We start from the raw sequence: 21,869 nt of genomic DNA, 5'->3' as shown, positions 1-21,869 counted from the left end.
GATGGGACCAGGACGAGCCGAGGGAGGCAGCATGACCGACCAGTCGACCACGACCACGCTCACCGAGGACGAGTGCTGGGAGCTCCTCGCCCAGCAGAAGGTCGGCCGCCTGGCGACCGCCGTCGGCGGGGAGCCGGAGATCTTCCCCGTCAACTACGCCGTCGCCGACCGGCTCGTGTACCTGCGCACGTCCCCGGGCACCAAGCTCGCGGAGCTCGCGGTCAACGGCCGGGTCGCGCTCGAGGCCGACCGGCTCGCGGTCGACGTCGCCGAGAGCGTGGTCGTCAAGGGCACGGCCGAGATCCTGGAGACCGACGCGGACCTGTCGATGGCCGAGGCGACCGGGCTCGTCACGTACGCGGGCGGCGGCAAGGACGTGTGGGTGCGGATCACGCCCGCCGAGGTCACCGGTCGGCGCCTCGAGCACTGAGCACGAGCGCCTCGTGCGCGCGGCGCAGCTGGAGCACCAGCGCGCCCGCGACGAAGTAGTCCTGCTCGCTCTCGGCGCGGACCTCGCGCACCCGGGCACGCAGGTGCTCGATCGCCTCCGCGAGGCGCTCGAGGCTGCCCGGATCGGCTCCCTCGAGGCCGTGCGTGCGCAGCGCCTGCGCGAGCGCGCGCAGCGCGGCGACGGCGGGCGGGCGCAGCGCCGTGCCGAGAGCCACCTCGTCGCGGTCCCGCCGCTCCCACTCGGTCGCGAGCCGCACGGCGTCGTCGACCACCGCAGCGACGGCGAGCAGGGCGCGCGACCGGCGCCGTTGCGCCTCGACCCACCGCCGGTACCGCCGCACCCGCACGTTCGCGCGCGCCGCCTCGCCGCTGCGGTGCACCGACTCGCGTGCCCGGGACAGGACGGGGTCGATCGAGTGCTGCCGCTCGGGCCACTCGTCGCTCGACGGCGCGTGCTCGCGGTCCAGGCCGTCGGCGAGGTCCTCCGCCTGGTCGACCAGGACGTCGCGCAGCTGGTCGAGCGCCTCCTCCGACGGCGTGAGCGGCAGCGGCGGCACGAGCAGGTTGATGACCACACCGACACCCGCGCCGAGGGCGACGAGGCCGCTGTACGCGCCGACGTACTCCTCGGGGTTCGCCTGCCCGAGGATGAGCACGAAGAGCGCGGACGTCACGGCCCACAGGCCCATGTCGCCGAGCACGCGCCAGGTCGAGACGAGGAGCGCGAGGCCGACCGCGAGCGCGACGGAGGCGGCCCCGGGCTCGAGCACGAGGTCGACCAGCCGCGCGACGCCCGCCCCGAGCAGGATCGCCGCCGTCGCGCGCACCGCCGTCATGGCAGAGCGGACGACGGTCCCGGTCGTCGCGACCACGGCGCCGAGCGGCGCGTAGTAGGGGTACTCCGAGAACGGGTCGGGCAGGAGGATCGCGATGACCCACGCGAGCGCGGCGGCGACCGCGCCGCGCAGCGCGACCGACCACGCGGGATGGCGTGCGAACGCCCGGTAGACCCGCTGGGCGCGGGTCCACTCGTCGGGCAGCACGCTGTCGCCGGGCAGGCGCTGGGCGGGCGTCACCCGGCCACGCTAGGGCGCCGGGACGCTACTCGCCCGGGTACACGACGCCGAGCTGCCGGCGCACCTCGTCGAGGATCCCCATGACCTCGAGCGTGTCCTGCCACGTGACGCGCTCGCTCTGCGTCTCGCCCGCGGTGACGCGGCGAGCGACCTCGGCGGCCTCGTAGGCCTTGCCCTCCCCGGTCGGCCCCTGGAAGGTCCACGTCGACCCGTCGGCCCGCACGACGCGGAACCCGGTGGGCGTGAAGAACCACTCGGGGATCTCGATGCGGCCCCGCGTGCCGGTGATCGTCGCCGCCGCGGTGCCGACCGAGCGCGACGACGTCCGCAGCACCGCGTGCGCGCCCGACTCGTAGCCGAGCAGCATCGCGACGTGGTCGTCGACGCCGGTCGGCGCGAGCGTGCCCGTGGCGGTGATCGTCGACGGCACGCCCAGCAGGTCGTGCGCGAACGCCACGGGGTAGATCCCGAGGTCGAGCAGCGCGCCGCCCGCGAGCTCCGGCGCGAAGAGGCGGTGCGAGGGGTCGTACGGGAAGAGGACGTCGAAGTCCGCGGCGACGGTGACGACCTCGCCGATCTCGCCCCGCGCGACGACCGAGCGCAGCGCGGCGACGTGGGGAAGGAAGCGCGTCCACATCGCCTCCATGCAGAAGACCCCGGCCTCGCGCGCCGCGTCGAGCAGCACGCGCGACTCGGCCGCCGAGCGTGTCAGCGGCTTCTCGACGAGCACGTGCTTGCCGGCGCGGATCGCGACCAGCGCGTGCTCGAGGTGGTGCGAGTGCGGGGTCGCGACGTAGACGACGTCGACGTCGGGGTCGGCCACGAGCTCGGCGTACGAGCCGTACGGGCGGGCGCCGGGCGCGTGGGCGCCGGCGAACGCCTCGGCACGGGCGAGGTCGCGCGAGCCGACGGCGACGACGCTCGACGCCGTGCGCTCGCGGACCCCGTCGCAGAACGAGGCGGCGATGGCGCCGGCGCCGAGCACGCCCCACCGCACGGGAGGGGCGGAGGCGAGGTCGGGGACGGTGCCGACGAGGTCGGCCGGGATGAGTCGGGGCGCGTAGGCGGACGGGTCGACGGCGTCGGTCATGGCGTCACGGTAGCGCCGCGACCGCGACGGCCGCGGTGCCGTCCGCGGTGCCGCCCTGCTCCTCCTCGCCGGTGTCGTCGTCGGCGTCCTCGGGGCCGTCGCCGTCCTCGGGCAGGCCGTACGCGGCCGCGATGACGGCGTCGGACGCGAGCTTGACGCGCTCGAGCTGCTCGAGGCTCAGGCCGGTCGCCTCGACCACGCGGGCGGGGACGGCCAGCGCCTCCTCGCGCAGGGCTGCGCCGGCGTCCGTGAGGTGGAGCTCGACGACGCGCGCGTCGGCCGCGGCGCGCCGGCGCTCGACGAGCCCCTGCTGCTCGAGGCGCTTGAGCAGCGGCGAGAGCGTGCCCGGGTCGAGGTAGAGGCGCGACGCGAGGCCGGAGACCGTCGTCGAACGCCCGGCGCGCGCGTCCTGCCACAGGCCGAGCATGACGAGGTACTGCGGGTGCGTGAGCCCCAGCGGTTCGAGGATCGGGCGGTAGAGCGCGACCATCGCGCGGGACGCCGCGGACAGCGCGAAGCAGACCTGCGCCTCGAGCGCGAGCGGGTCCAGCGGCCGGTCCATGGGACCAGCGTAGGCGGAGGTATGCTTGGCGCGCCAATACTTGGTACACCAAGGAGTTGCGATGATCTGGCGCAAGCGTCCCGGCGACCACCGGACGTGGGGCATGCGGGTGACCGAGGCCTTCCTGCCGTTCATGGGCCCGGCCTCGATCCGGCGCACGCCGCCACGCGAGATCCGCCCCGAGGCCCGGGCGCGCGACGCCGAGCTGCGCCGCACGCTCGACCGCGTCACCGGGCCCGACGGCCGCACCTACGTGGTCGAGCGTCCCGCGGACTGACCCGTCGCCGCGAGCGCCGCCCCGGTCAGGACTTCTTCGTCGTCGTGGCCTTCTTGCGCGTCGTGGTGGTCGTGCGGCGCTTCTTCGCCGGCCCCTGCGCACGCTTCTCGGCGAGGAGCTCGATCGCGCGCTCCGGCGTGATCGAGTCCGGCGTGACGTCGCGCGGCAGCGTCCGGTTCGTCTCGCCGTCGGTGACGTAGGCGCCGAAGCGCCCCTCCTTGATGACGATCGGCTTGCCCGTGGTCGGGTCGTCGCCGAGCTCGCGCAGCGGCGGGGTCGCCGCGCGGGCGCCGCGGCCGCGCTTGGGCTCGGCGTAGATCTTCAGCGCCTCGTCGAGCGTGACGGTGAAGAGCTGCTCCTCGGAGGCGAGCGTGCGCGAGTCGGTGCCCTTCTTGAGGTAGGGCCCGTACCGACCGTTCTGCGCGGTGATCTCCTCGCCCGACTCCGGGTCGGTGCCCACGACGCGCGGCAGGCTCAGGAGCCGCAGGGCGTCGTCGAGCGTGACCGACTCGAGCGTCATGGACTTGAACAGCGACGCGGTGCGCGGCTTGGGCAGCGCGGCGAGCGCCTTCTTGCGCGCGGTCGCGGACAGGTTCGGGTCGAGCTCCGGCTCGGGCAGCACCTCGGTCACGTACGGGCCGTACCGGCCCGCCTTCGCGACGATCTGGTGCCCGGTCTCCGGGTCGGTGCCGAGCACCCGGCCGTCGTCGGCGCCCGCGGCGAGCAGCTCGCGCGCCACGGCGACCGTGAGCTCGTCGGGCGCGATGTCGTCCGGGATCGACGCGCGGGGCGGGTTCTGGCCCTCCCCGACCTCGGCGCCCAGGTCCTCGACGTACGGGCCGTAGCGGCCCACGCGCACGCGGATGCCCTCGCCGATCTCGATCGAGTTCACCGAGACCGGGTCGATCTCGCCGAGGTTCTCGACGAGGTCGCGCAGGCCCCAGCCCTCGGTCTGGCCCGACCCGTCGCCGAAGTAGAAGCGGCTCAGCCACGCGACGCGCTCGCGGTCGCCCGCGGCGATCTGGTCCAGGTCGGCCTCCATCTCGGCCGTGAAGTCGTAGTCGACGAGCCAGTCGAAGTGCTCCTCGAGCAGCTTCACGACGGCGAACGCGAGCCACGTCGGCACGAGCGCCTGCCCGCGCGTGCGCACGTAGCCGCGGTCCTGGATCGTCGAGATCGTCGCCGCGTACGTCGACGGGCGGCCGATGCCCAGCTCCTCGAGCGCCTTGACCAGACTGGCCTCGGTGTACCGGGCGGGCGGCGCGGTCGAGTGACCCTCCGCGGCGAGGTCCGTGCCCGCGAGCGCGTCCCCCTCGGCCATGCGGGGCAGGCGCGTCTCCCGGCCCGACGCCGCGGCGTCGTCGGGCGCCTCGACGTCCCTGCCCTCCTCGTACGCCGCGAGGAAGCCGCGGAACGTGATGACCGTGCCGGAGGCCGAGAACACGGCGTCGGTCCCGGCGAGGTCGCCGGCGCCCGCGCCGAGCGTGGCACCGAGCCGGACGGACGCCGTCGACCCCTTGGCGTCGGCCATCTGCGAGGCGACGGTCCGCTTCCAGATGAGCTCGTACAGCCGGAACTGGTCGCCCGACAGCTCGCGCGCGACCTGCGCCGGAGTGCGGAACGCGTCGCCCGCGGGGCGGATGGCCTCGTGCGCCTCCTGGGCGCCCTTGTTCTTCGAGGCGTACAGCCGCGGCGCGCCCGGCACGTACTCCGGGCCGTACAGCTCGGCGGCCTGGCGCCGCGCGGCCTCGGTGGCCTCGGCCGACAGCGCCGGCGAGTCCGTACGCATGTAGGTGATGTAGCCGTTCTCGTACAGCGCCTGCGCGGTGCGCATGGTCTGCCGGGAGCTCATGCGCAGCTTGCGCCCGGCCTCCTGCTGGAGCGTCGACGTCGTGAAGGGCGCCGCGGGCTTGCGCGAGTACGGCTTGGTCTCGAGGGAGCGCACGGTGAACGACGCGTCGGCCAGGCCGGCGACGACGGCGTTCGCGGCGGCCTCGTCGAGGTGCACGACGCCGGTGCGCACCTTGAGGCGGCCCTTGTCGTCGAAGTCGCGCCCGGCCGCGACGCGGTCGGCGCCCAGGCCCGTGAGCCGCGCGCGGAACGCCTGGCCCGCGTCCTCGCCGGACTCCGGCGCGAACGACCCGGACACGTCCCAGTAGTCGGCGGCGACGAACGCCATGCGCTCGCGCTCACGCTCGACGACGAGCCGTGTCGCGACCGACTGCACGCGACCGGCGGACAGGCCCTGACGCACCTTGCGCCACAGCACCGGGGAGACCTCGTAGCCGTAGAGGCGGTCGAGGATGCGCCGCGTCTCCTGCGCGTCGACGAGGTGCTCGTCGAGGTCGCGCGTGTTCTCGAGCGCACGCTGGATGGCCTCGCGCGTGATCTCGTGGAACACCATCCGCTTGACCGGGACCTTGGGCTTGAGCTCCTGGATGAGGTGCCACGCGATGGCCTCGCCCTCGCGGTCCTCGTCCGTGGCGAGGTAGAGCTCGTCGGCCTCCTTGAGCGCGCGCTTGAGCTCGCGGACCTTCTGCTTCTTGTCCGCGTAGACCTCGTAGTACGGCTCGAACCCGTTCTCGACGTCGACCGCGAACTTGCCGTACGGGCCCTTCTTCATCTCGGCGGGCAGCTCGGACGGCTGGGGCAGGTCACGGATGTGTCCGACGCTGGCCTCGACCTCGAAGTCGTCGCCGAGGTAGCCCTGGATCTTGCGAGCCTTGGTGGGCGACTCGACGATCACGAGCTTGCGTGGGTGGGGCATCCGTTCCTGCTTTCCGAGGGGTGGGGTCTACCGGTGGGCCGGTCCTGACACGGTACGCCACCGACGACGGCGGCACTCTACCCACGTCCACAGCCCTCGGCAGACCCTCCCACGACTTTCACCCCGCGCGACGCATTGACAAATGTCGATGCGAGGACCGTCGTTTACCCATCGAAGATCTTCGATGCATGGTCCGTCGGAGTTCGAACGACACGAGGGGGACGCGGCATGACGCCGGAGCTGATGTGGACGATGCACCAGGACCGGGTGCGCGAGGTGGAGAACCAGCGTGGGGCGCGCGGCTCGGCGGACCTTGTCGTGGGCGGCCGGGGCGCAGCCGGGCCCGGCGCACTCGAGCGCCGGAGAGCCCTGCTGCGCCCCCGCGTGACCCGGTCGCTCAGCCCACGGTCGCCCAGGGGGACGCCTTGCCGTGCTCTGGACCGGTCCCCGGCTCCCACGCCCGCGTCGGCCGGAGCGCCTCGTACGTGCCGCCGTCGTGCAGGACGCGGTCACCCGCCCGGTAGAGCGTCTGGGCATCCCACGCGGGCGCCGGCAGCGGCCCGACCCGCTCGAGCACGACGTCGTCGAACGTGCCCCACGCCCCGGCCGAGAGCGTGAACGACGCCGTCACGGTGAGCGTGCCGTCCTCCACGACGACGCCGTCCACCACGGCCGTGCGCCACGCGCGCCAGCCGGCGAGCACCAGGTCCGCACCGGTGGTCCCGACCGACGTCGTCGCCTCGAGCCGCCGCACGTCCGACGCCGGGCTGTCGCCGCCCTGCGTCGTCGCCGAGAGCCGGTACACGCCCGGCTCGAGCCCGGTGATCTTCTGGGTCACGGTGAACGCGTAGGGGGCGCCGGCCCAGAAGTGGACGGCCCGGTCGCCGTCGAAGGCGTCGCCTGTGGCCTGCACCGACGCGCCGGTGCCCGTGATCGTCCACATGCTCAGGTCGGCGTCCTCGAAGGAGCCGTTGCGCACGTGGTTGACAGGCCTCACCTCGACGACGGCGGTCGTCTCGAGACCGGCCTCCGTCAGGCCCGCGACCTGGTACGTGCCCGGGCCGGCGACCGCCGCGAGGTCCGCCTCGTCCCACGTGACGGCCTGGTCCTCGACCGAGCCGTCGTTGTAGGTGACGCGCACGGTCGCCGGCAGGACGACGTCGTCGCCCTCGGTCACCTCGAGGTGCACCCGCTCGACGCTCACGACCTCGAGCGGGGCGACTGCGCCCGTGTAGACGTAGCGGAACACCTGGAGCGACTCGAGCGGGTGGCCCGTGAAGTCGAACAGCGCCTGGTTGTCCCACGCCGAGCCGCCGTACCACTGGCCCGCGTCGTGCGGGTCGTACTCGCCGGCGTAGCTCGTGGCCCAGCCTGAGCCGTGCGTTTCCCACAGGACCTTGTTCTGCTCGAGCTGCTCGGGCGGCCCGACGGGCAGCCACGCGGGCTCCCAGTAGTAGACGCCGACCGCGGCGTCGCCGACCGCGTGGACCGCGGCGATCACGTCGCGCACCGCCGTCGCCTGACCCTGGACGCTCACGGGGTACTGGTCGAAGCCCGAGTCCGGGGTGATGACGTTCTGGTGGCCGTCGCCGTCGGCCAGGGTGTAGTTCCACGACGTCTCGGCGACCATGACCTGCTTGCCGTACGTCGTCGCGACGTCGGACAGCACGCTCGTCAGGTTCTCGAGCGAGCCGTGCCAGAACGGGTAGTACGAGCTCGCGAAGACGTCGTAGTCGACGCCGTACCGGGCGAGCTCGGCCGCGTAGCCCGCGTACCGCCCGGAGGTCTCGGGGTTGGTGAAGTGCACGGCGACGAGCGCGTCCGGGAACACCTCGCGCACGGCCGCGCTGCCCGCCGAGAACATCCGCGCCCGGTCGGCCCACGCGCTCACGCCGGCGACGGCGTTGTTGGTCTCGTTGCCGACCTGCACCATGCGCACGTCGACGCCGGCACTCCTGAACGCCGTGAGCGCGCCGGTCGTGAAGGTGCCGAGCGCCGCGACCTTCTGGTCCACCGTCATCCCGGCCCAGGCCTTGGGAGCCTGCTGCTTGGACGGGTCGGCCCAGAAGTCGGAGTAGTGGAAGTCGACGAGCACGCCCAGGCCCGCCGCCGTCGCGCGGCGACCGATCTCGACGGCCCGCGGTACGTCGACGTTGCCGCCGCCGTACCCGTGACCCTCGGCGTCCCACGGGTCGTTCCACACCCGGATGCGCACGTCGGTCACGCCGGCGTCGGCCAGCACCGCGAACACGTCGGCCTCCGCGCCGCTGGTGTCGTAGAAGGTGACCCCGCTCTCCTCGAGCGACAGCACGGACGACACGTCGACGCCGTGGACGAAGTCCGCCGGCAGCCCTTCGACCTTGTCCACGAAGATGCCCGCCTCCACGGGATCGCCCTCCTCGGCCCCTGCCGGCGCCGCGACCGCCCCGACCGCCCCGACGGTGACGGCGGCGGCCGCCGCGACCGCACCGATGGCCGCACGTGCCGCGCTGCGCGTGCGAACGTCTCTCATCGAATCACCCCTTCACCGAGCCGGCGGTGAGCCCGCCGACGATGTACTTCTGCAGGAACAGGAACAGCGCGAGGATCGGCAGGCTCGCGATGACGGCACCGGCCGCGAACAGGCCCCAGTTCGCGTTGAGCTGGTCGGACACCCAGGCGTACATGCCGACGGCGAGGGTCCAGTTGTGCTCCGAGGTCAGGACGATGCGCGCGAGGATGAACTCGCCGAACGTCGCGATGAAGCTCAGCAGCCCGACGACCGCGAGGATCGGCGTGACGAGCCGCAGGATGATGCCCCAGTAGATCTGGGCGTGCGTGGCACCGTCGATCTTCGCGGCCTCGTCGAGCTCGCGCGGGATCGTGTTGAAGAACCCGTACATGAGGAACGTGTTGGTCCCGAGCGCCCCGCCCAGGTACACGCAGATGAGCGCCAGCGTGCTGTTGAGCCCCAGGAGCGGGACGACGTTCCCGAGCGAGAGGAGCAGCAGGAAGATCGCGATGAACGCGAGCATCTGCGGGAACATCTGGATGATGAGCAGGGCCGTGAGGCTCGCACGGCGGCCCGTGAACCGGAAGCGTGAGAACGCGTACGCCGCCGCCGCGCCCATGAGCACCGACCCGACGGCCGTCGCGATCCCGATGACGAGGCTGTTGACCGCCCACTCCCAGAACCGCGTGGTGCCGAGGGCCGTGAAGTTGGCGCCGGAGAACGACCGGAACAGCTGCGTGCTGCCGGTCAGGGTGCCCGAGCGCGCGAGCGCGGCGGACAGCACGTAGGCCAGCGGGAACGCCGAGTAGAACACGAGGACCGCGGCCACGGGGTACTTCCACCCCACCTCGGCGAGCCAGCGCCGTCGTCGGGCACCGGCACGGCCGGCGTCGAGCGCGGCCCGCGGCGACCCGGTCGCGGACGGAGTCGTCGTGGACATCACAGCACCTCCTCGAGCTTGCGGGTGCGCCGGAACGCGAGGGCCGAGATCCCGCCGACCACGAGGAACACGAGGATCGACAGCGCGCTCGCGAGGCCGTAGTCGGCGCGACCTCCCGCGACGCCGGAGATCTGGTAGATCATCGTGATGAGGATGTCGGTGTGCCCCAGCGGGGCCGACGTGTCGGTGAACCGGGGCCCGCCGTTCGTGAGCATGTAGATGATCACGAAGTTGTTGAAGTTGAACGCGAAGCTCGCGATGAGCAGCGGAGTCGTGGACACGAGCAACAGCGGCAGCGTGATCGAGCGGAACGCGCGCCACCGGCCGGCGCCGTCGATCCGGGCGGCCTCGGTCAGGTCGCCGGGCAGCGACTGCAGCGCCCCGGTGCACACGAGGAACCAGTACGGGAAACTCAGCCACAGGTTGACGCCCAGGATCGCCGCCTTGGCGAGCCACGGGTCGGTGAGCCACTCGATGCGGGCGCCGAAGAAGAACAGGTTGTTGACGATCCCGTAGTCGGGGTTCGGGTTGAGCATGCCCCGCCACAGCAGCGCGGACAGGAACGCCGGGAACGCGTACGGCAGGATGAACAGCGTGCGCAGCACGGACCGGCCGCGCACCCGCACGTCGTTGAAGACGAGCGCCATCGCCAGCCCGAGCAGGAAGCTCGTGGCGACGGTGAGGAACGCGAACGCGAACGTCCAGCCCGTGATGCGCCAGAACGGCCCCGCGTAGTTGGTGTCGGTGAAGGCGCGAACGAAGTTCTCGAACCCGACGCCGACGATCCAGCCGACCGGCAGCGCCGTGCCGTCGGGCGCGACGAACCGGCCGTCCTCGCTCGGGGCGTACACGACGCCGCTCTCGACGTCGGTCATGGTGCCCGCGTCGGGGTCCCACTCGAGCGAGGAGCGGTAGACCGTCGCGCGCGTGCCCTCGCGCGTGCGGATCGAGCCGTCGTCCGCGTCCTCGGAGACCGGGACCCGCAGCGCGAGCACGTCCTCCTGGAGCTGCGGGTCGCCCAGCAGCCGGGCACGCCCGACGACCTCCCACCCGGGCAGCGAAGTGACCCGCTCGCCGTCGGTCGCGGCGTCGGGCACCGGCGTGAGCGGCTCGTCCGCCGTGCCGACCAGGACCCGGCCGCCCTCGACCACGGCGAACCCGACCTCGCCGTCGCGCTCGACGATCGTGAGCGGGTACGTCGGGGCGTCGTCGACCGCGCGCTCGCTCTGGATGAGCAGCGCGTCGACCGCCTGCTCGCGGGTCGAGTTGTGGCCGGTGCCGTAGTTCGTCGTGGCCACGTAGACCGTGTAGGCCATGGTGAAGAGCTGGAAGACCAGCAGGAACGCCAGGCCGGGCAGCACGTACTTGCCCGCCAGACGGCGCCGGCTGAAGTACACCCAGTTCGCGACGACGGTGAGCAGCACCGTCCCGGCGAGCACGCCCCAGGAGCCGACGTCCCACGCCGCCCACGCCACGGCGACGCCGACGGCGTTGACGAGCGCCATGAGGACGAGCTTGACCACGAACCCGAGGCCGGTGCCCGACCAGGCGCGCGCGTGCGGCTCGCCCGTCCGGCGGCCGCCGCCGGGCGGCGCCCCCGCGGAGGGGGGCGCCGCCGGCGTGACGCTGTGCGTCGCCATGGATCAGCCGCCGAGCGCGGACTCGAGGTCGGCGAGCATCTTGTCCCAGGCGGCCCGAGGTTCGGCCGAGCCGGAGATGATGGACGCCTGCGCCGCGTTCCAGTGCTGCCAGACGTCGCCCATCTCGGGGATCGACGGCATCGGGGTGCCGTTCTGCGACGCGGCGAGGAAGCCCGCGATGATCGGGTCCTCGGCGACCTCCTGCGCGACCTCGCTCATCGCCGGGATGCGCGGGTCGGCCTCGTGCAGGGCACGCATGGCCTCGGGCGTCGCGACGTAGTTGGTGAGGAAGTCGGTCGCGACCAGGGCGTTGTCGCTCTGCGCCGACAGGTAGAACGCCTGCACGCCGACGAACGGGGCCGCGGTCTCGCCGCCGGCCGACGGGATCGGCTCGACCGCGACGTCCACGCCCGCGTCGGTGTAGGTGCTGATCGCCCACGGCCCCGCCACGGTGAAGGGCGCGTTGCCGTCCGCGAACTCCTGGTTGGCGATGTCGTACGTCCAGTCGGTGCTGAACAGGCCCTCGCCGGCCATGCCGTTGGCGCCGAGCCACTCGGCGAAGGCGTAGCCCTCCTCGCCGCCCATGCCCAGCTCGTTGGTGTACGAGCCGTCTGGCTGCTGGACGAACACCGGGGCGCCGAACGACGTCTGGAACGCGTAGTAGGTGTAGGCGTCGCCCGTGGTGCCGTTGGTGTTGATGACGAACGGCAGCGGCGTGCCGGCCGCGCGGCCGACCTCGATCATCTCGTCGAACGTCGCCGGCACCGGGTCGGGCGCGAGGGCGGTGTTGCGGATGAGCGCGACCGTCTCGAGCGCGTACGGCAGGCCGTACAGCTGCCCGTCGTAGGTGAGGGCCTCGATCGCGACGTCCTCGAACTCGCCGGCCTTGTCCCCCAGGTCGACCGAGTCGACGACGCCGTTGACGATGAACGAGCCGAGCCAGTCGTGCGCGCCGACCGTGATGTCCGGGCCCTCGCCCGTGGGGACCTGGGCGAGGAAGTCGGCGCGGATGTCCTCGAAGTTCTTCTGGACGAGCTCGACCTCGACGCCGGTCTCCGCCGTGAACGTCTCGGCCGCCGCGGCCACGGCGGGCTCGCGGTTCTCGTCGACCCAGACGGTGATGGAGCCGCTCGCGGCGGGCTCGGTGGCCTGGGTGGTGTCGTCGGGCGTGGCCTCGGGGCTCTGGCCCTCGCCGCCACCGCACGCGGTGACCAGGGCGAGGGTCGCGAGGGCCGCGACCGGGATGGCTGCTCTGCGCATGGGCTTTCCTTCCGGACGGGTGCCGCCGCGCGCGTGTCCGGGGACGTCGCGGCGCTGCGACGGGGGGTGGAGTGGGGAGTACGCGGAACCTGCGGCTCCGACGTCGGGCGTCAGGGGTGGTGATCACCCCCGGTCGGCCGGGAGGCGGCGGTGCGCACGACGGCGACACCGCCCGCCGGCAGGTCGAGACCGCCGGAGACGGGCTCGCCGCGGAGGAGCTCGACCCCGTCGGGAACGCGGACCTTGGCGTCGGCGTCCGTGTGGTTGACCGCCACGACGTAGTCGGCGTCCTGCCCGTGCCGCACCACCAGCTCGACGTCCTCCGGCAGGTCGGCGGCCTCGACGCCCGCGTCGGCGTACGCGGCGTGGAGCACCGGGGCGAGCGCGGCGACGTCGAGCCGCGTCGAGACGTACCAGGCGGTGCCGTCGCCGAACGCGTGCCGCGTGATCGCGGGCCCGCCCGCGGCCGGGCCGTCCAGGTGGGTAGCGACGACCTCGGCGCCCTCGAGCGCGAGGTCCTCCTGCCAGGTGTCGGCGGGCAGCTCGGTGCCGCCGTCGTGCCAGCGAACGTGCGTGGTGTCGCCCGCCCGCAGCGGCAGGAACTCGTGGACCGCGAGACCGAGCACGTCGCGCAGCGGCGCGCCGAAGCCGCCGGGGTGCACGGCGTCGTTCTCGTCGACGACCGCCGAGAAGAACGACACGACGAGCGTCCCGCCGCCCGCGACGTAGCGCCGCAGGTTGTCGGCCGCGTCCGCGGTGAGCAGGTACGACGCCGGGGCGACCACGAGCCGGTAGCGCGACAGGTCGGCCGTCGGGTGCGCGAAGTCGGTCGTGACGCCGTCGCGCCACAGACGCTCGTAGTAGGCGCGCACCCGCTCCTTGTGGCGCACGTCGACCGACGGCCGCCACTCGAGGTCCTGCGCCCAGAACGACTCGGTGTCCCAGAGGATCGCGACGTCGGCGTGCACCGTCGAGCCCTGCACCTCGGCGAGGCGCCCGACGTTGCGCCCGAGGGCGACGACCTCGCGCCACACGCGCGAGCCGGTGCCGGCATGCGGCAGCATCGCGGAGTGGAACTTCTCGGCACCGTGCCGCGAGGCGCGCCACTGGAAGAACCCGACGACCTCGGCGCCGCGCGCGACGTGCACGAGCGAGTTGCGGGCCATCTCGCCCGGCCGCTTGGCCACGTTGCGCGGCTGCCAGTTGACGGCCGACGTCGAGTGCTCCATGAGGATCCACGGCCGGCCGCCCGCCACCGAGCGCGTGAGGTCCGCCGCGAGCGCCAGACCGACGTGGCCGCGCGGGTCGGCCGCGGTGAGGTAGTGGTCGTTCGAGACGACGTCGACCTCGCACGCCCAGGCCCACAGGTCCGTCGTCGGGCACTCGTTGGCCATGAAGTTCGTGGTGATCGGCTGGCGGGCGCGGGCCCGGATGGCGTCGCGCTCGGCGAGGTAGCACGCGCGCAGCTGGTGGTCGGTGAAGCGCGCGAAGTCGAGGCGCTGCGACGGGTTGGCGACCGACGGCGTCGCGGCGGGCGCGCCGACGTGCTCCCAGTCCGAGTACACCTGGCCCCAGAACGCGGTGCCCCACGCGGCGTTGAGTGCGTCCAGCGTGCCGTAGCGGTCCTGGAGCCATGTGCGGAACGCGGCGACGGCGGCGTCGGAGTAGTCCTCGCCGACGGGTGCGCCGTACTCGTTGTGCACGTGCCAGAGCACGACGGCGGGGTGCTCGGCATAGCGCTCGGCGAGCGCGGAGGCGATCCGGACGGACGCCTCGCGATACGCGGGCGAGCTCGGCGAGGCCATTCCGCGCGAGCCGAAGCCGAGGACGGTGCCGTCGCGCGTGACGACGCGGGCCTCGGGGTGCTCGTGGAAGAACCAGGCCGGCGGCGAGGCGGTGGGCGTCGCGAGGTCGACCATGATGCCGTTCGCGTGCAGCAGGTCGAGGAGCTCGTCGAGCCAGGCGAAGTCGTAGTCGCCGGGCCGCGGCTCGAGCAGCGCCCAGGAGAAGATCCCGACGCTGACGAAGTTCACGCCGGCCTCGCGCATGAGGGCGACGTCCTCGTCCCAGACCTCGCGAGGCCACTGCTCGGGGTTGTAGTCGCCCCCGTAGCCGATCGTGCGGCCGGTCGGCCAGCTCGTCGGCACCATGGCCGGCCCGGTGGTCTCGGCTCCCATGACCCTCCGTCGGATCGGGCCGCGCGTCGTCGTGCGGCTCCGGCTGTGAACGTGCACAGTCTAGGCATCGGCGGATGGCGCGCCGCAACCCGGTCCCGCAGCCGTTACCCACCTGTGACCGTGCACACGACGGGCCGTCAGATCTCGCGGGGCGGCGTTACAGTCGTCTCCGTGGCCACCACCTCCGCCGCCGACCGGCGCCGCCCGACCATCCGCGACGTCGCCGCCGCGGCGGGCGTCTCGCGCGGCACGGTGTCGCGCGTGATGAACGGCGGGCACTGGGTGTCCCCCGACGCACGCCGCGCGGTCGAGCGTGCGATCCGCGAGACGGGCTACCGCGTGAACCGGCACGCACGCAGCCTCGTCACCGGGCGGGCGAACTCGCTCGCGTTCCTGCTCACCGAGCCGCAGCAGCGCCTGTTCGCGGACCCCAACTTCGCGATCCTCCTGCGCGGCGCGGCCGAGGCACTCGACGCGCGGGGCATGACGCTCGTCCTGCTCGTCGCCGGCAACGACAAGGAGCGGGCGAACGCGACGTCGTACGTCACGGCCGGGCACGTCGACGGGGTTCTGCTCATCTCGACGCACGAGAACGAGCCGCTCATCGGGTCGCTGCTCGCCGAGGGCGTGCCCACGGTCGCGTGCGGCATCCCCCTCGGGTACGCCGACCGGGTGGCGTCGGTGTCGGTCGACGAGATCGGCGGGGCGCGGGCCATGGTCCAGCACCTCAAGGCCTGCGGGCGGCGGCGGATCGGCATGATCACCGGCCCGCTCGACACGCCCGGCGGGCGCTACCGGCTGGAGGGGTACCGCCAGGAGCTCGGCGACGCGTTCGACGAGCGCCTCGTGGCCCACGGCGACTACAGCGCGGCGTCGGGCTCCGCGGCGATGGCCGAGCTGCTCGAGCGCGCACCCGACCTCGACGCCGTCTTCGCCGCGAGCGACCTCATGGCGTCCGGTGCGCTCGTCACGCTCCGCAAGGCCGGCCGCGCGGTGCCCGACGACGTCGCGGTGGCCGGGTTCGACGACTCCGGGCTCGCCGAGACGCTCGACCCTCCCCTGACGACGATGCACCAGCCGTTCGACCGCATCAGCGCCGAGATGGTCTCGCTCCTGCTCGAGGAGATCGGCGGCGCACCGCACCGGTCCGTCACGCTGCCCGCTCAGCTCGTCGTCCGCGCCTCGACCTGACGCCGACGTAGCGGTGCCCCTCGGCGAAGTAGCGCGTTTCCCCGCGACGTAGCGTGTTTCGCTGCGAGGGGCGCGCGCGGGTCGCGCTACTTCGCGACGTCGGACGCTACTTCGCGACCTCGAGCGCTACCTCGGCGCGAGACGCGCTACTTCGCGACGGCGAGCGCTACTTCGGCGCGAAACGCGCTACTTCGCGGGGGCGGGGCGGGCGGTCGCCTGCCGCAGGACGAGCAGCACGGCGAACGTCGCGGCGGTCACGGACGCGACGGCGAGCACCCCGACGGCGTAGGCGGTGACGTCGGGCGCGAACGGCACCGACCAGGCGCCGACGAGGCCGGCCATGGTCGTCGCCGCGATGCCCCCGCCGACCGCGGCGCCGAGGAGCAGGAGCCCGGCGAGCACCGACGACCCGGGCGTCGCGAGCGACCCGCCGGGCGTGCGCGGGGTGTCGAGCGCGACGGCCGGAGTGAACGCGCACACGACGGCGCCCCACAGGAGCACCACGAGGAGCGCGGCCATGACGTCGGACGGCCGGTGCCACTGCCCGACGAGCGTCGAGACGCCCGTCGCCGCGGTGTACAGGACGCCGACGACGGTCACGGCCGGCCGCCAGGCACGCGGCGTCGCGAGCAGGAGGGCCACGGAGACGGAGGCCGCGACGGTCGTGTGCCCGCTCGGCAGCGTGTTCGGGCCGTTCCAGCCGGGCAGGAGGTCGGGACGCTCGAGCAGCTGGTGCTTGAGGAGCTGCGTCGTCACGTTGGCGCCGACGACGAGCGCGGCCACCTGGACGGCGAGCACCCAGCGCCGTCGCGCGACGGCCACGAGCATCGCCACACCGATCGCCACGACGACGAACGCGACCGACACGACGTCGAGCACCGGCTCGGCCACGACCCAGAGCCGGCCCTGGCCGTGGGCGGCACCCTCGAACGCGAGCTCGTCCACCCGCTGCCCTGCCGCCGTCGCGACGAACACCCGGTGCGTCAGCCCCACACCGACGGCGGCGAGCAGGGCGACCAGGGCGGCCACGACCCGCGCACCGGTCCGCGCACGGACCACGTCGACGGAGGCGCGACCGACCGGCACCGGGCCCGAGGGGCCCGACGCCGGGAGCGGACGTGTGTCGGCGACCATGGCGAACACCGTACCGACCTCGTGTGGTGCCTCTGTGCACGTGCTGGCCAGGTCGGACGAATCTCCGCAAGAATGGCCGCGCCGGCGGCGACGGAGGGATGCGGTGGGAGACGGACGGATCGACGAGCTGCTCACCCGGACCGCCGAGCAGGCGGCCCGACGGCGCGTCGGAGTGGTCGTGGGCCACGTCGCGCCCGACGGGACGACGACGGTCCGCGGCGCGGGCCGCGCCCGTCTGCCCGACGGCGGCACCCCGGACGCGCGCACGCTGTTCGAGATCGGGTCGGTCACCAAGACGTTCACGGCGCTCGTGCTGGCCCGCGCGGTCGTCGAGGGCGAGCTGAGCCTGGACACGCCGGTCGGCGACCTCGTGCCCGAGGTCGCCGGGCTCGGCCGCGACGGCAGGCTCGTGACCCTGGGCCACCTCGCGACGCACACGTCGGGGCTGCCGCGCACCCACGTGCCGATCGTCCGCGGGTCGCTCGAGATGCTCCGGGGGAAGGACCCCTACCGCGACGTCACGGAGGCGTCGACGCTCGCCGCCGTCCGAGCCGGACGACTGCGCCGGACGCCGGGCAGCGGCAGGCCCTCCTACTCGAACAGCGGGTACGCGCTGCTCGGCGTCGCGCTCGCGCGGCACGCCGGCACGACGTTCGGCGAGCTGGTCCGCACGCGCGTCACGGACCCGCTCGGCCTCGCCGACACCCGGACGCGGCACGAGCTGACCGAGGACCAGGCGGCGCGCACCGCGCGCGGCCACCACCGGCGTCGGACACCGGCAGCGCCGTGGCCGCTCGACGGCCTTCCCGGCGCGGGAGCGCTCCTCTCGACCGCCGCCGACACGCTCGCCTGGGCACGCGCGCACCTCGACCCGCCGGACGGCCCGCTCGGCGACGCCGTGCGCCTCGCGACGGCGGAGCACGCGCGCAGGATCGGTCTGGCGTGGCAGCGCACGCCCGGTCGGGGCGAGGACACCCTCGTCTGGCACAACGGCGGCACCGGCGGCTTCCGCTCGATGGTGTGCCTGCGGCCCGAGGCCGGGGACGCCGTCGTCGTGCTGACCAACCACGCGCGGGGCGTGGACCTGCCGGCGCTCTCGCTCGTGCGCCGGCTCCCTGCCGCCTGAGGTCGGCACTCGGGCGCCGCGTGCAGACCGTGCTCGTGCGACGACGGCCCTCGGCCCCCTCCCCGTGCCGGGAGGGGGCCGAGAGCCGCTCAGCCCCTCACGTCAGGGCACGTCCCACCCGAGGGTGAACGACCCGGAGCCGGAGTACGACCGCACGAGCCAGCGGTACGTGCCCGACGTCCCGGTGTACGTCACGAGCTCGTCGGACGACGTCGTGATGCCCTGCGCGACCGTGCGCCACGAGCCGCTGCTGTACCGCTGCAGGTAGAGGTCGAAGTCGGCGCCCGAGGGCCCGTCGAGGCAGCCGACGTGCGTGCCCGACGCCGCGGAGAACGCGCCGGTCGCCGCCGACCCGCCGTGGCTCAGCGTGCTGCTGCCCGTGCGCTCGTAGTCGGAGCACGACGTCGGCTCGGGCGTCCCGCCACCCCCGCCGCTGGTCCGCAGCGTGAGGCCGTAGCGGTTGAGGATCTCGTTGACGGGCTGGAAGTAGGTGGTCCCGCCGCGTCGGCAGTCGCCCGAGCCGCCCGACGTCACGCCCTGCGCCTGGTTGCCGGCGAGCAGCGAGCCGCCCGAGTCGCCGGGCTCGGCGCACACGGTCGTGCGGATGAGCCCGTGCACGCTGCCCTGCTGATACGTCACGGTCGCGTCGTACGCCTGGATGGTCCCGCAGTGCCACCCGGTCGTGGAGCCGGACCGGCAGACCGTCGCACCGACCGGCGCGGCCGTCGAGCCCGCGACGCCGACCGTCGAGCCGGCGTAGTCGTTGACCGCGCCGACGAGCGTGTTCCCCGACGCCGTCCGCACGTACGCGTAGTCGTCGCCCGGGAAGCTCGACCCGGCGAACGTGCCGCTCGGGTTCGTCGTCGTCGCGCCGACGGCGCCGCAGTGGCCCGCCGTGACGAAGCCGTCGCCCACGGTGAAGCCCACGGAGCAGCGCGACGAGCCGTTGATGTAGTACGCGTTGCCGCCGACGACGTCGATGAACGTGCGCGGCTGCTCCTCGGCGACGACGGTCACGGCGTCGGCCGGGACGCCGGCGTCGGCCGCCGCCGCGGTCGCCGCGGCCTCGTCGCCGGCGACGACGCCGACCACGAGCGCGTTGGTCGTGGGGTCGACGTACGACGACGTCACGTCGACGCCCGCGTCGGCGAGCGACGCGTCGAGCGCCTCCTGGAGGTCGACGAGCTCGTCGGCCGTCCGGTCGACGACGACGGCCCGCGCCCCGAGCCGCTCGGCCCGCGCGCGCTCGCCCCGGTTCGCGACGGCGACGTACAGGACGTCCGACGCCGGGTGCACCCACGCACCGGCGAACGAGTCGAGCGTCTTGGCGGCACGGGCGGACCGCTCCGCGGCGCTCGCCTGGAACTCGAGGCGCTCGACCGCGCGCTCGGCGGGCATCCCGAGGTCGCGCTCCATCGCGCGCAGGAGGCTCGGGGCGTACTGCTCGGCGCCGGGGACGTCGTCGTCGCCCGGGCCGGGGGCCGCCATGGCGGCCGTGGTCAGTGAACCTGCGACGAGCGACAGCGAGGCGGTGGCCACGGCGAGCGCTCTGTACGGGGTGCGTCTCATCTCCAGCGTCCTTTCGGCGATCACCAGAGGATCTCCCTGGTGCGGCTCGGCGCAGGGAGCTTCCTGCGGACGCCGTACGAGCCCGCGCACCGCTGCGCCGATCCCCGTCCCGCCGACCGCCCCCTGCACCGGCGTTGACTCGACTATGACGCGTCTTTCGGCTCGCCCCAGATGCCGAACGGGTCATATCACCGCGCTATGGGCGGTGCGCCGGCACGCCCCGAGCGCTCCCGGTACGCGTGGTAGCAGGGCGAACGCCGCACGGCCTCGGCGTGCGCCGCGGCCGCGGCGTCCTCCGCGACGGCCGCGTCGGCGACCGGCAGCGCGCCGTCGCGCCAGCCGACGTAGTGGCTCCAGCGCAGCGGCTCGCCCGCGATGGGGACCGCCCACACGCCGGGCAGGTCGAGCAGGAGCGGCTGCACGAGCCCGACCGCGTGCCCGCCGCGCACCTGCTCGACGGCGGACGCGCGCTCCGTCGTGCCGATGCCGCGCGGCGTGAAGCCGGCCCGCGCGCACGCGGCCACGAAGCACCGGTCGAAGCAGTCGTCGCCCGGCCCCGTGAGCCAGTGCGCGTCGGCGAGCTCCGCGAGCGGGACGGCGTCGTGCGTCGCGTGCGGGTGCTCCTCGGCGAGCAGCACGAACACCGGGTCGGTCGCGACCCGCGTCCACACGACCCCGCCCGTGGGCGGCGGCGCGGCGTCGGCGCACACGCCCACGAGCGCGACGTCGAGCGCGCCGGCCGCGAGGTCGGCGGCGAGGTCGCCCACGGACCAGGACATCGACGTCGTGAGGGTCGTGCCGGGCAGCGCCGCGTGGAGCCGGTTGACGAAGAGCCCGCCGACGGCGGTGTTGGCGGTGCCGACGCGCAGCGCGGACCCGGCGCGGGCGCGGGCGTTGACGAGCCGCCGCGCGTCGTCGACCAGGGCGTCCATCGCCGGGAGCAGCACGCGGGCGTGGCGCAGGACGAGCTCGCCGAGGGCGGTCGGCCGCGAGCCGGTCCGGTCGCGGACGAACACCGGTCCGCCGAGCGACCGGTCGATGCGGTTCAGCTGGGCCGTCAGTGCCGGCTGGGCCAGGCCGAGGGCGGCCGCCGCCTTGGTCACGCTGCCGCACTCCGCGACGGTCGCGACCACGCGCAGGTGTCGCAGCTCGAGGTCCATGCCAGCGAAAGGTACCGGCCGCCCGTCCGGCTCGCCGTGGGACGTCACACGCACGAAACCCGCGACGTGCGCACACTGTCGCCCGACCGCCCACGCCCGGCCGGTCCCGCGTTGCCTGTCCCGGCGTCGTCGGGCCGGGCGCGCGATCGTGGGCAACACTCCGGTTGACGTCGTCGAGGAGCGAGGAGCAGGCACGATGGGTGAACGGGTCACGTTCCCGAGCAGCACGGGCCCCCGGCTGGCGGGGATCATCGACCTCCCGGAGGGCGAGGTGCGCGGGTGGGGCGTGTTCGCGCACGGGTTCACGCTCGGCAAGGACTCGCCCGCCGCGGCGCGTGTCTGCAAGCAGCTCGCGGCCGAGGGCATCGGCATGCTGCGCTTCGACAACCTCGGGCTCGGCGACTCCGAGGGCGACTGGGGCGACGGGTCGTTCACCGTCAAGGTGGCCGACACCGTGCTCGCGGCGCGGTTCATGGCCGAGCGCGGCACGCCCGCGGACCTGCTCGTGGGGCACTCGTGGGGCGGTGCGGCGGCGATCGCCGCGGCGACCGAGGCCGACGTGCGCGCCGTCGTGTCGATCTCCGCGCCGTTCGACCCGAGCCACGCCGAGCACCACTACGACGACCTCGTGGACCGCGTCCTCGCCGAGGGTCACGCGGTGTGGCAGGTGGGCGGCAAGCGGCTCAACCTCAAGCGCGGCATGGTCGAGGACGTGCGCCAGGCCGACCTCGCGCACCGCATCGGCGAGCTGTGCAAGCCGCTGCTCGTCATGCACTCGCCGACCGACGACGTCGTCGGCATCGACAACGCGAGCGAGATCTTCCGCGCCGCGCGCCACCCGCGCAGCTTCGTGTCGCTCGAGGGGTCCGACCACCTGCTGACCCGGCCGGGCCAGGCGCAGCGCGCCGCGCGCATCATCAGCGCGTGGGCCGACCAGTACCTCTCGCCCTGACCCGGAG

General features: G+C 73.9%; 17 protein-coding genes. 5 read left to right on the top strand and 12 right to left on the bottom strand.

The features are described from left to right. Positions 1 to 31 precede the first annotated feature (31 nt). The gene (locus ISOVA_RS02140; protein WP_013837617.1) at positions 32 to 430 is read left to right on the top strand and encodes a pyridoxamine 5'-phosphate oxidase family protein; all 399 of its coding nucleotides are present in this window, start codon (positions 32 to 34) and stop codon (positions 428 to 430) included. On the opposite strand, the gene ISOVA_RS02135 is transcribed toward ISOVA_RS02140, so the two are convergent. Genes ISOVA_RS02135 through ISOVA_RS02125 form a run of 3 tightly spaced genes read right to left on the bottom strand, consistent with a single transcriptional unit; the run spans position 405 to position 3,178 of the window. After that, positions 405 to 1,526, bottom strand: coding sequence for an FUSC family protein (locus ISOVA_RS02135; protein WP_013837616.1), 1,122 nt, complete (start codon positions 1,524 to 1,526; stop codon positions 405 to 407). The genes ISOVA_RS02140 and ISOVA_RS02135 overlap by 26 nt on opposite strands. A gap of 25 nt (positions 1,527 to 1,551) precedes the next feature. After that, entirely contained in the window at positions 1,552 to 2,616 is a 1,065-nt protein-coding gene (locus ISOVA_RS02130) for a Gfo/Idh/MocA family protein (protein ID WP_013837615.1), read from the bottom strand. Positions 2,617 to 2,620: 4 nt separating this feature from the next. Continuing rightward, positions 2,621 to 3,178, bottom strand: coding sequence for a MarR family winged helix-turn-helix transcriptional regulator (locus ISOVA_RS02125; RefSeq protein WP_013837614.1), 558 nt, complete (start codon positions 3,176 to 3,178; stop codon positions 2,621 to 2,623). A gap of 61 nt (positions 3,179 to 3,239) precedes the next feature. Between ISOVA_RS02125 and ISOVA_RS02120 the strand changes: the two genes are divergently transcribed. Further along, complete coding sequence (locus ISOVA_RS02120) at positions 3,240 to 3,455, top strand: hypothetical protein (protein ID WP_013837613.1); 216 nt, start codon at positions 3,240 to 3,242, stop codon at positions 3,453 to 3,455. A gap of 25 nt (positions 3,456 to 3,480) precedes the next feature. Here ISOVA_RS02120 and topA read toward each other — a convergent pair whose 3' ends face one another. The 6 genes from topA to ISOVA_RS02090 form a co-directional block, all read right to left on the bottom strand. Then, positions 3,481 to 6,222 (bottom strand): type I DNA topoisomerase, encoded by a 2,742-nt coding sequence (gene topA / locus ISOVA_RS02115; protein ID WP_013837612.1) that lies wholly within the window; start codon positions 6,220 to 6,222, stop codon positions 3,481 to 3,483. Between the two features lie 397 nt (positions 6,223 to 6,619). Further along, positions 6,620 to 8,734, bottom strand: a complete 2,115-nt coding sequence (locus tag ISOVA_RS17465; protein ID WP_013837611.1) for a glycosyl hydrolase 53 family protein — start codon at positions 8,732 to 8,734, stop codon at positions 6,620 to 6,622. Between the two features lie 4 nt (positions 8,735 to 8,738). After that, positions 8,739 to 9,653, bottom strand: coding sequence for a sugar ABC transporter permease (locus tag ISOVA_RS02105; protein ID WP_013837610.1), 915 nt, complete (start codon positions 9,651 to 9,653; stop codon positions 8,739 to 8,741). Next, positions 9,653 to 11,293 carry an ABC transporter permease subunit gene (locus ISOVA_RS02100; protein ID WP_013837609.1) on the bottom strand — a complete coding sequence of 547 codons (1,641 nt, stop codon included), beginning with the start codon at positions 11,291 to 11,293 and terminating at the stop codon, positions 9,653 to 9,655. The genes ISOVA_RS02105 and ISOVA_RS02100 overlap by 1 nt, the downstream gene beginning before the upstream one ends. Positions 11,294 to 11,296: 3 nt before the next feature. Further along, complete coding sequence (locus ISOVA_RS02095; protein WP_013837608.1) at positions 11,297 to 12,553, bottom strand: sugar ABC transporter substrate-binding protein; 1,257 nt, start codon at positions 12,551 to 12,553, stop codon at positions 11,297 to 11,299. Positions 12,554 to 12,663: 110 nt separating this feature from the next. After that, positions 12,664 to 14,730, bottom strand: a complete 2,067-nt coding sequence (locus tag ISOVA_RS02090) for a beta-galactosidase (protein ID WP_013837607.1) — start codon at positions 14,728 to 14,730, stop codon at positions 12,664 to 12,666. A 171-nt stretch (positions 14,731 to 14,901) separates the two neighbouring features. Here ISOVA_RS02090 and ISOVA_RS02085 point away from each other — a divergent pair, with 171 nt between their 5' ends. Continuing rightward, entirely contained in the window at positions 14,902 to 15,921 is a 1,020-nt protein-coding gene (locus tag ISOVA_RS02085) for a LacI family DNA-binding transcriptional regulator (RefSeq protein WP_041294743.1), read from the top strand. A gap of 186 nt (positions 15,922 to 16,107) precedes the next feature. On the opposite strand, the gene ISOVA_RS02080 is transcribed toward ISOVA_RS02085, so the two are convergent. Further along, on the bottom strand, positions 16,108 to 17,055 hold the full coding sequence (locus ISOVA_RS02080) for a phosphatase PAP2 family protein (RefSeq protein WP_143762032.1): 948 nt from the start codon (positions 17,053 to 17,055) through the stop codon (positions 16,108 to 16,110). Between the two features lie 103 nt (positions 17,056 to 17,158). Here ISOVA_RS02080 and ISOVA_RS02075 point away from each other — a divergent pair, with 103 nt between their 5' ends. Further along, entirely contained in the window at positions 17,159 to 18,181 is a 1,023-nt protein-coding gene (locus tag ISOVA_RS02075) for a serine hydrolase domain-containing protein (RefSeq protein WP_013837604.1), read from the top strand. A gap of 102 nt (positions 18,182 to 18,283) precedes the next feature. Here ISOVA_RS02075 and ISOVA_RS02070 read toward each other — a convergent pair whose 3' ends face one another. Both ISOVA_RS02070 and ISOVA_RS02065 read right to left on the bottom strand, forming a co-directional pair. After that, on the bottom strand, positions 18,284 to 19,750 hold the full coding sequence (locus ISOVA_RS02070) for a S1 family peptidase (RefSeq protein ID WP_013837603.1): 1,467 nt from the start codon (positions 19,748 to 19,750) through the stop codon (positions 18,284 to 18,286). Positions 19,751 to 19,938: 188 nt separating this feature from the next. Next, the gene (locus tag ISOVA_RS02065) at positions 19,939 to 20,910 is read right to left on the bottom strand and encodes a LysR family transcriptional regulator (protein ID WP_013837602.1); all 972 of its coding nucleotides are present in this window, start codon (positions 20,908 to 20,910) and stop codon (positions 19,939 to 19,941) included. 196 nt (positions 20,911 to 21,106) lie between these two features. On the opposite strand from ISOVA_RS02065, the gene ISOVA_RS02060 reads away from it, so the two are divergent. After that, a complete protein-coding gene (locus tag ISOVA_RS02060) occupies positions 21,107 to 21,862 on the top strand; it encodes an alpha/beta hydrolase family protein (RefSeq protein ID WP_013837601.1) in 756 nt (251 codons plus the stop codon). The last annotated feature ends 7 nt before the right edge of the window (positions 21,863 to 21,869 follow it).

The organism is Isoptericola variabilis 225 (assembly GCF_000215105.1).
Classification (GTDB): Bacteria; Actinomycetota; Actinomycetes; order Actinomycetales; family Cellulomonadaceae; genus Isoptericola; species Isoptericola variabilis_A.
This window is presented reverse-complemented; position numbering and strand designations above follow the sequence as displayed.

Coding starts and splice junctions, on each gene's coding strand:
- ISOVA_RS02140 (WP_013837617.1), top strand. CDS start 32: ATGACCGACCAGTCGACCACGACCACGCTCACCGAGGACGAGTGCTGG.
- ISOVA_RS02130 (WP_013837615.1), bottom strand. CDS start 2,616: ATGACCGACGCCGTCGACCCGTCCGCCTACGCGCCCCGACTCATCCCG.
- ISOVA_RS02125 (WP_013837614.1), bottom strand. CDS start 3,178: ATGGACCGGCCGCTGGACCCGCTCGCGCTCGAGGCGCAGGTCTGCTTC.
- ISOVA_RS02120 (WP_013837613.1), top strand. CDS start 3,240: ATGATCTGGCGCAAGCGTCCCGGCGACCACCGGACGTGGGGCATGCGG.
- topA (WP_013837612.1), bottom strand. CDS start 6,222: ATGCCCCACCCACGCAAGCTCGTGATCGTCGAGTCGCCCACCAAGGCT.
- ISOVA_RS17465 (WP_013837611.1), bottom strand. CDS start 8,734: ATGAGAGACGTTCGCACGCGCAGCGCGGCACGTGCGGCCATCGGTGCG.
- ISOVA_RS02105 (WP_013837610.1), bottom strand. CDS start 9,653: ATGTCCACGACGACTCCGTCCGCGACCGGGTCGCCGCGGGCCGCGCTC.
- ISOVA_RS02100 (WP_013837609.1), bottom strand. CDS start 11,293: ATGGCGACGCACAGCGTCACGCCGGCGGCGCCCCCCTCCGCGGGGGCG.
- ISOVA_RS02095 (WP_013837608.1), bottom strand. CDS start 12,553: ATGCGCAGAGCAGCCATCCCGGTCGCGGCCCTCGCGACCCTCGCCCTG.
- ISOVA_RS02090 (WP_013837607.1), bottom strand. CDS start 14,730: ATGGGAGCCGAGACCACCGGGCCGGCCATGGTGCCGACGAGCTGGCCG.
- ISOVA_RS02080 (WP_143762032.1), bottom strand. CDS start 17,055: ATGGTCGCCGACACACGTCCGCTCCCGGCGTCGGGCCCCTCGGGCCCG.
- ISOVA_RS02070 (WP_013837603.1), bottom strand. CDS start 19,750: ATGAGACGCACCCCGTACAGAGCGCTCGCCGTGGCCACCGCCTCGCTG.
- ISOVA_RS02065 (WP_013837602.1), bottom strand. CDS start 20,910: ATGGACCTCGAGCTGCGACACCTGCGCGTGGTCGCGACCGTCGCGGAG.
- ISOVA_RS02060 (WP_013837601.1), top strand. CDS start 21,107: ATGGGTGAACGGGTCACGTTCCCGAGCAGCACGGGCCCCCGGCTGGCG.